A 6,521-nucleotide genomic window follows, 5' to 3' on the forward strand; every position below is an offset into this window, starting at 1 on the left:
CAACCCTCTGTTTTTCTCAGCATACCACAAACACGAAGAAAAAGAAAGGGGAACGGTTAAAGCCCTTTTCCGGCTGTTTCCGTCCCCCTTTTCTGCCCATTGTTTTCTGTCTTCAGAGATACTTTTCATTGTATTTCAACCAGCATCCATACAAAGTTTTAAAGAAAGAATCCTTTTTAAAGATTCCTCAATCCGGCTTTCCGAAATTTCTCCACTTTGCATAGTAGAAAGAACCGCTTCATAAGCCTCATGGAAGTCCACTGGCATCAGTAACATATCCGCACCTGCATTTATAGCTAAAACAGCAGCCTCCCCGGAAGTATACTCCTGTGCAATAGCTCCCATATTCAGTGCATCTGTTATAACAAGTCCCTGATACCCCAAATCAGTTCTCAAAATATCTGTTATCATCTTCTTTGATAAGGATGCAGGAACCGTATCACCGGTAATTCCCGGGCAGGAAATGTGAGCCACCATAATTACTTCCGCACCGGAACGAATCCCCTCTATAAAAGGAACTAATTCATTTCCTTTCATCTCCTCCAAAGTGGCGTCTGTACTGGCATATCCTGTATGCGTATCTGCAGTCGTTGCTCCATGTCCCGGATAATGCTTCAATACTCCAATCACTCCCGTATCTTTCATTCCTTTCAGTTCTGCCAGAGCCATATCGGACACCATATGACAGTCCGAACCAAAAGAACGATTTCCAATCACTGTATTTTGTGGATTGCTCAAAACGTCTGCAACTGGAGCATTATCCATATTAAATCCTAAATCAGAAAGAAATGTTCCAAGCTTTGTTCCCAAATTGTAAGCTGCCTGAGTATCTCCGGTTCTTCCCAATTCACGCATATTGACAGAAGCATCGAATTGAAAGGCCGGATTTCTTCCAAACCTTGTGACGGTTCCTCCTTCTTCATCCACGGACAAAAACAATGGAAGTCCAATCCGATTTCTGGAATATTGTTGAACATTTGCAGTCATCTGCTTCACCTGCTGCGGTGATTCAAAATTTTGAGCAAAATAAATAATCCCTCCAACTGGACAAGCTTCCAGTGCTGCTTTCGTACTTTCTCCTGCTGCCACAACCTGTCCTACTCCGGTCAGTGCTTCCGGCGTAATCATAAAAAGCTGCGCTACCTTTTCTTCTGCAGACATATTACGAATTTTTGCTTCCACTTCCTGTTCCAGCAATTCCTCTTTTGTTGGTTCTCTTTTTACGGGTTCCTCTTTTTCAGACTTCGAAGTAACTGGTTTTGAATCTTTTTCTGCTTCTATTTTTCTTTCAGATGCTTGCTTTTTCTCTTTTTCTGTATGATACAGGCTCCACGACCGCCAAATTACACAGCTCCCCAGCAGTAATACAAAAAGGACTAAAATTTTTTTCTTATTCATATTCAACAATGTACCCCACTTTTCCACTTAACAAATCCGGATACATTCCAGCCAGATTTGCTGAGGAGTCATTCAAGTACCAGCTTCCGGATACGCAGAATAAATTCATCACATCTTCTTCAATGGTACCTGTAGCCTCAGAACCCACATCTACGAAACTGGGCTCTCCATTGTACCAGTAAAGCTGTGCCCAGGAATCACTTGTATTCAAACCGGATTCTATAAATTGATTTTCCTGATTCACCCAATAATATGTCGTATCTGACGCTGTCCGTTTTCCTCCCAGATAAAAATGAATATCGGTATAGCCACCTGCATTCAGCAAATTCTTAATATGTTCATATTCTTCCTCTGAATTAATTCGCACCAGATATCCTCCAGCATCCATACTTTTTTGACATGCCTCTTCCCAGGTACAGTCTTCTATCACAAAGCCATACTCATGAATTCCCACATCATCTTTCATGGGCTCTATTTGAATAATCGTTTCCGGATACAATTGAACTTCACCGTTTTCTCTCCAAATTCTACATTCCAACAACATTTTTCTATTTGTATAATCACCGCCCTCAAAAATATGGGTATCTTCTACCTTTACACCATCTATATTCCTTACTACAACTGCTTTTCCAGCATCTCGGTCTTCCAGATAAATATTCAAAGGAGTTTCAAATGTAAACTTGCTGCTCCCTTCCTCTTCTAACAGGCAGCCTTCTATCTGAACATAAGAAGCATTATATGCATCCAAATCCACTTCTGACATATCAACAACCTCTTCCGTTTTCTCTTCTGTCTGCCCTATTGGCTCTTCTGGCTCAGGATAACTTTCCACATATACATCAGACTGCGGTTCTACAGAATCCGAATCATTTTTCCCACAGGATTTTACAATAAATATAAGGGCTACCAGAAGTAAGAGAAGCACTGCGCCTCCTGCAACTAAAAATGGATTGAAAGAAATGGTAACTTTATTTGAGGAAGAATTTTCTTTTGCAGGTTCTTGAAAGTTTCTGTTAATATCTCCGAAACTGTTTCCATATACATCTTCCTTTTCCTGTTCTTTCTCTGCCTCAATTTGAACGTCAGGAATCTGTCCCTCTTCCGGCTTTTCCGCCTCAATTTTCGTTTCGGTTTCTTCTGCCTTACTTTCTTTCCCGTATTCCTCAAACATTCTGGTAGGATCCAAAACTGGTTGAATGTTTTTGTCTGAATTCTCTTTCATCCGATTTTTCTTTTTATGTTTTTTTTCCGGTTGTAAGGAAACAGCCTGTTTTGTCTCCGTATCAATTAATGGAAGATTACAAGAAGGACATATTTTTATTCCTTCATATTCTTTTCCGCATAATGGACACTTCATCGTTTTATATTCCTCCCTTTTTCTTTCGTTTTTTTAAATAAGCCGATAATTTCTTTCCACGGCCAGAGCATACAACGTCTCTGCACTGGTGTTAATTCCCTCTTCATCTCCCATAGATACCGCCCGTTCCAGAGAATCTAATTCTTTAAACACTCGCTGCTCTATTTCTTTTGCAGCAGATGAAGATTTTACCGGACTGCATCGAAGGACATCATATACCTTTTCTATTTTTTTCAATAAAACCCTGTCTCCGACTTTCTCCATAATGCTCCTCATTCTTACAGAAGCTGTTTTTACATAACAAAGGTCCTTACTATGACGCTCTATAGCCGTTTCGGTCTGTTCATTTGCAATCATATTGGATATCAAAACAAACAGATACACTGCCAAAATAAGCACCTGTACAATCAATGCTCCTTTTATCCCTTTGGGAGCTATAAGAATAAAAAGGATACCAACAACCAGTTCTATCCCAAAATAAGTCGCAGAAATCCACCCTAACACAGCACTAAAAGTTCCCGTTTCTCTCCCTTTTCTTACAAAAAACGGAGTAGCCAGCAGAAACAAATACGCAAAGTGAATAAAAAAGTAAGAAATCCAAACAGATGCCGGACGATTGATTCCGCCAAGGGTATAAAAAATAAGATTAAATACGACCAAAAAAATCAAATATAGAATCGACCACATGGTATTTTTTCTTTTCATATCAAATTTTCCTCTTTTCGCCACAATTGCTGCAGAATTTCATACCTGGTTCCAGTTCAGTTCCACAATTTGCGCAAAATACCTTTTGATTCAAAGGGGCACCACAGTTGCTGCAAAATTTTGCTCCTGAAGCACATTCACTGCCACAATTTACACATTTTATTCCCTGTGATATTCCTGTATTTTTTTGTGTAAATCTTCCGCTTGGTGTCTGATGAATCGGCTGTTGCTGTGTCTGATTTTTCATAGGTGTAAACATTTCCTGAGCCATACTGTTAAACACACCTCCGGCTGCCATGCCCATACCCATACCTGCACCAGCTGCTGCCAATCCACCTGCGCCTGGATTATTAGACAGATTCCCCAAAATATCTGCTGCTTTTTGTCGTCCCCAGTCATTTCCTAACACGTCCATAACAGCCTTATCACCACGAGCCTGATTTATTTTTTCGATTGCAGAAATCTGCGAAACATCAATTGCATCATATTTACTCTTGTCTACATCCATTCCTGAAAGTACAAAGGCTGTACATTTCAGACCATATTCAGCCAAAATTGCTTCTATGTACGGAGTAATTTGTTCTGAAAGTTCATCTAAATAAGCATCAATACCAATTAAATCCTGCTGAAGTCCATTTAAAAATTTTGCAACTGCAGATTTTATTTTACCTCGCAAAATATTTTCAAAGTACAGATTTATTTCTTCCTGTTCTTGAAAAAATACATTATTTCCAACTTGCTTTTCCAAAAACAAAGCAGGATTTTCTATTTTGAGTTTATAAGCCCCCCGTACCCGTACATCCGTTACAATATTAAAAACCTTATCGCGTACGCTGATTGGACTGTCTGTCCCCCATAAAATTTCTCTGCTCTCTGCATCTCTGACAAAATAAACGACACAGTGGAAAGTACTGATACCTCCGGAAAGCGCATTTCGAAGCCTGCTGATAAAAGGATAGTTTTCTGTTGAAAGTTTATACGTTCCTTTCTCAAAAACCTGTTCTACCACTCCGTCCTTGACAAAAACTGCTTTCTCTCCCGGCATAACAACCAATGTAGAATTCGTATTAAAATCTTCCTCCGGCTGTCTCCAAATCAACAGTTCTCCACTTGCAGAATTTTTAATCACATCTGTCCAGTGCTTTTTACCACCTATATATGCTTCTTCGTTTGGATTTTTCCTAAATAATCCCATTCTCTTTTCCACTCCCTCATCAATATCTTTTGTTTAAATCTTCCATAGAATGCTCTCTTTGTTTTATATATTCTTTTAACTCTTTTCTCTCTTTTACCGACTTTTTTAATGCCTCCAGGTATTCTTCCTGATTACACAGATAATCTGCCGGACAAGGAACATATCCAAACAATTCTCTGTATTTCAAATTTATCGGCTGACAAAGCTTTCCAAATTCTATTGATTTCATCTTATTTTACTCCTCTCTTTAAGCTACGAATCATCGTGTTCCAAGTATTAGGGAAATATTGATTCATAAATGAACAAGATTCCGTTGTACCAGAACTATAAATACTAAAACAATTTGCAAACATTTCTGCTTCTCTATTTCCACTTCTCGTCCAATATTCGTCGCGATGTCCATAATAGGCAATACCCGCATTATTAAATGTATCGATAACTCCTCTATCGTTTAAAAATGCAGCTGACAAATTATCTGAAAGCATCCTATCGTAAGCAGCTTCTGTAGAAACGGCTTGTTGAATCATAGTTTTAAATCGTTGATTTCCCGTTTCCTCTTCTCTATCATACATTTTTAAATCCTTCTGAAAAGCTTCTCTGAATTCTGTACTGCCGGAAACATTTCCCAAGAAATCATCTGCCATATGACCATACTCGTGACTGAACACTTCCGCATATTCTTCATTATCCAGAATTTCTTCCATATAAATTTTTTTTCTTTTCATATCATAGCAAGAAACGTTATCATCTGTCGTATCTCCAACCTGCAAATCATCTGCATGATTTTTCAAAAGCATTTTCACTTCCTGCGGCGAATTTTTGAACAGTTGATAAATTTCTTTGCGCCTGAATTCCGGTACAGCATCTAAACATTCTTCATTCAATTCTGCTTTTTCATTTATCTGTAGAATTTGATTAACCGGTTCTATGGGCTGCTGCTCTATTACCTTTTCTTTCTCTCTTTTTTTTAATATTTTCGAGAAAAATCCGCTTTTTTTGTCTTCAGCATTAACTTTACTTTGCGAAAATGCACTTTGTGTCTGATTTCCACGTCTGTCTATAACATTTACCGGAATTTCATACCCAAGTTCTCTGGCCGCCGCAACTCTATGACGTCCATCATCTTGAAATTCATATCCCCTTTCCGTTAATTCTACCTTTATCATTTTTTCCGGATTATAATAAGCCTCTACGCAGTCACTGAGTTCCGGATTTTTCTTTATATCTTCCCATTTCATACCCTCCTTTAGTTTTTTCTGTACTTCTGGTAGTTTAGAAGCCAGTAACATATAATCCTCTTTTTTGTTATTATGATGTTCCCAGAAATGCTTGTCCGAGCTATCCGTCCCTAAAATTTCCCGTGCTGAAACAGTTGCATATTCTGACTTTTGTTCTTTTGTATCTTTTATTTCTATTTCTTCGTTCTCAGCTATTATCTCTACGGGGTCTTCGCCATCCTCTTTTAATAACTCTTCATTTAGTTTCTGCCATTCCGGGTCTTTTTTGTATATTTCGGCATCTTCTTTTCCGTAATTGTGCTCACTCATATACTGATTCATTTTATCCAATGCAGAACTATCCATATCTTCTGAAAATTCTTTTTCCTCTGGAATCTCCTCTTCTGAAATTTCCTCTTTCTCCGAGATTTCCTCTTCCTCTGGCGTCTCCTCTCCTTCTGGGATTTCCTCTTCCCCCGAGATTTCCCCTTCCTCTGGCATTTCCTCTTCTTCTGGGATTTCCTCTTCCTCTGACGTCTCCTCTCTTTCTGGGATTTCCTCTTCCCCCGAGATTTCCCCTTCCTCTGGCATTTCTTCTTCCTCCGGAATCTCCTCTTCTTCCGGAATCTCCTCCTCTTCTGGAATTTCC

General features: G+C 39.0%; 6 protein-coding genes. All 6 read right to left on the bottom strand.

Annotation, left to right across the window (positions count from 1 at the left end; translation table 11 throughout):
• Window positions 1-135: 135 nt before the first annotated feature.
• Window positions 136-1,197: a glycoside hydrolase family 3 protein gene (locus G5A70_RS06475; RefSeq protein ID WP_173748861.1), complete on the bottom strand. Its 1,062-nt coding sequence runs from the start codon at window positions 1,195-1,197 to the stop codon at window positions 136-138.
• Between the two features lie 193 nt (window positions 1,198-1,390).
• The gene (locus G5A70_RS06480; protein ID WP_173748862.1) at window positions 1,391-2,620 is read right to left on the bottom strand and encodes a C-type lectin domain-containing protein; all 1,230 of its coding nucleotides are present in this window, start codon (window positions 2,618-2,620) and stop codon (window positions 1,391-1,393) included.
• Window positions 2,621-2,788: 168 nt separating this feature from the next.
• Complete coding sequence (locus G5A70_RS06485; protein ID WP_173748863.1) at window positions 2,789-3,460, bottom strand: hypothetical protein; 672 nt, start codon at window positions 3,458-3,460, stop codon at window positions 2,789-2,791.
• 1 nt (window position 3,461) lies between these two features.
• A complete protein-coding gene (locus tag G5A70_RS06490) occupies window positions 3,462-4,655 on the bottom strand; it encodes an SPFH domain-containing protein (protein ID WP_173748864.1) in 1,194 nt (397 codons plus the stop codon).
• A gap of 19 nt (window positions 4,656-4,674) precedes the next feature.
• On the bottom strand, window positions 4,675-4,884 hold the full coding sequence (locus G5A70_RS06495) for a hypothetical protein (RefSeq protein ID WP_173748865.1): 210 nt from the start codon (window positions 4,882-4,884) through the stop codon (window positions 4,675-4,677).
• A gap of 1 nt (window position 4,885) precedes the next feature.
• Window positions 4,886-6,463 carry a hypothetical protein gene (locus tag G5A70_RS06500; protein WP_173748866.1) on the bottom strand — a complete coding sequence of 526 codons (1,578 nt, stop codon included), beginning with the start codon at window positions 6,461-6,463 and terminating at the stop codon, window positions 4,886-4,888.
• Window positions 6,464-6,521 lie beyond the last annotated feature (58 nt).

Origin of the sequence: Blautia hansenii (genome assembly GCF_013304445.1) — a bacterium.
In the GTDB taxonomy this organism is placed as follows: Bacteria; Bacillota; Clostridia; order Lachnospirales; family Lachnospiraceae; genus Blautia.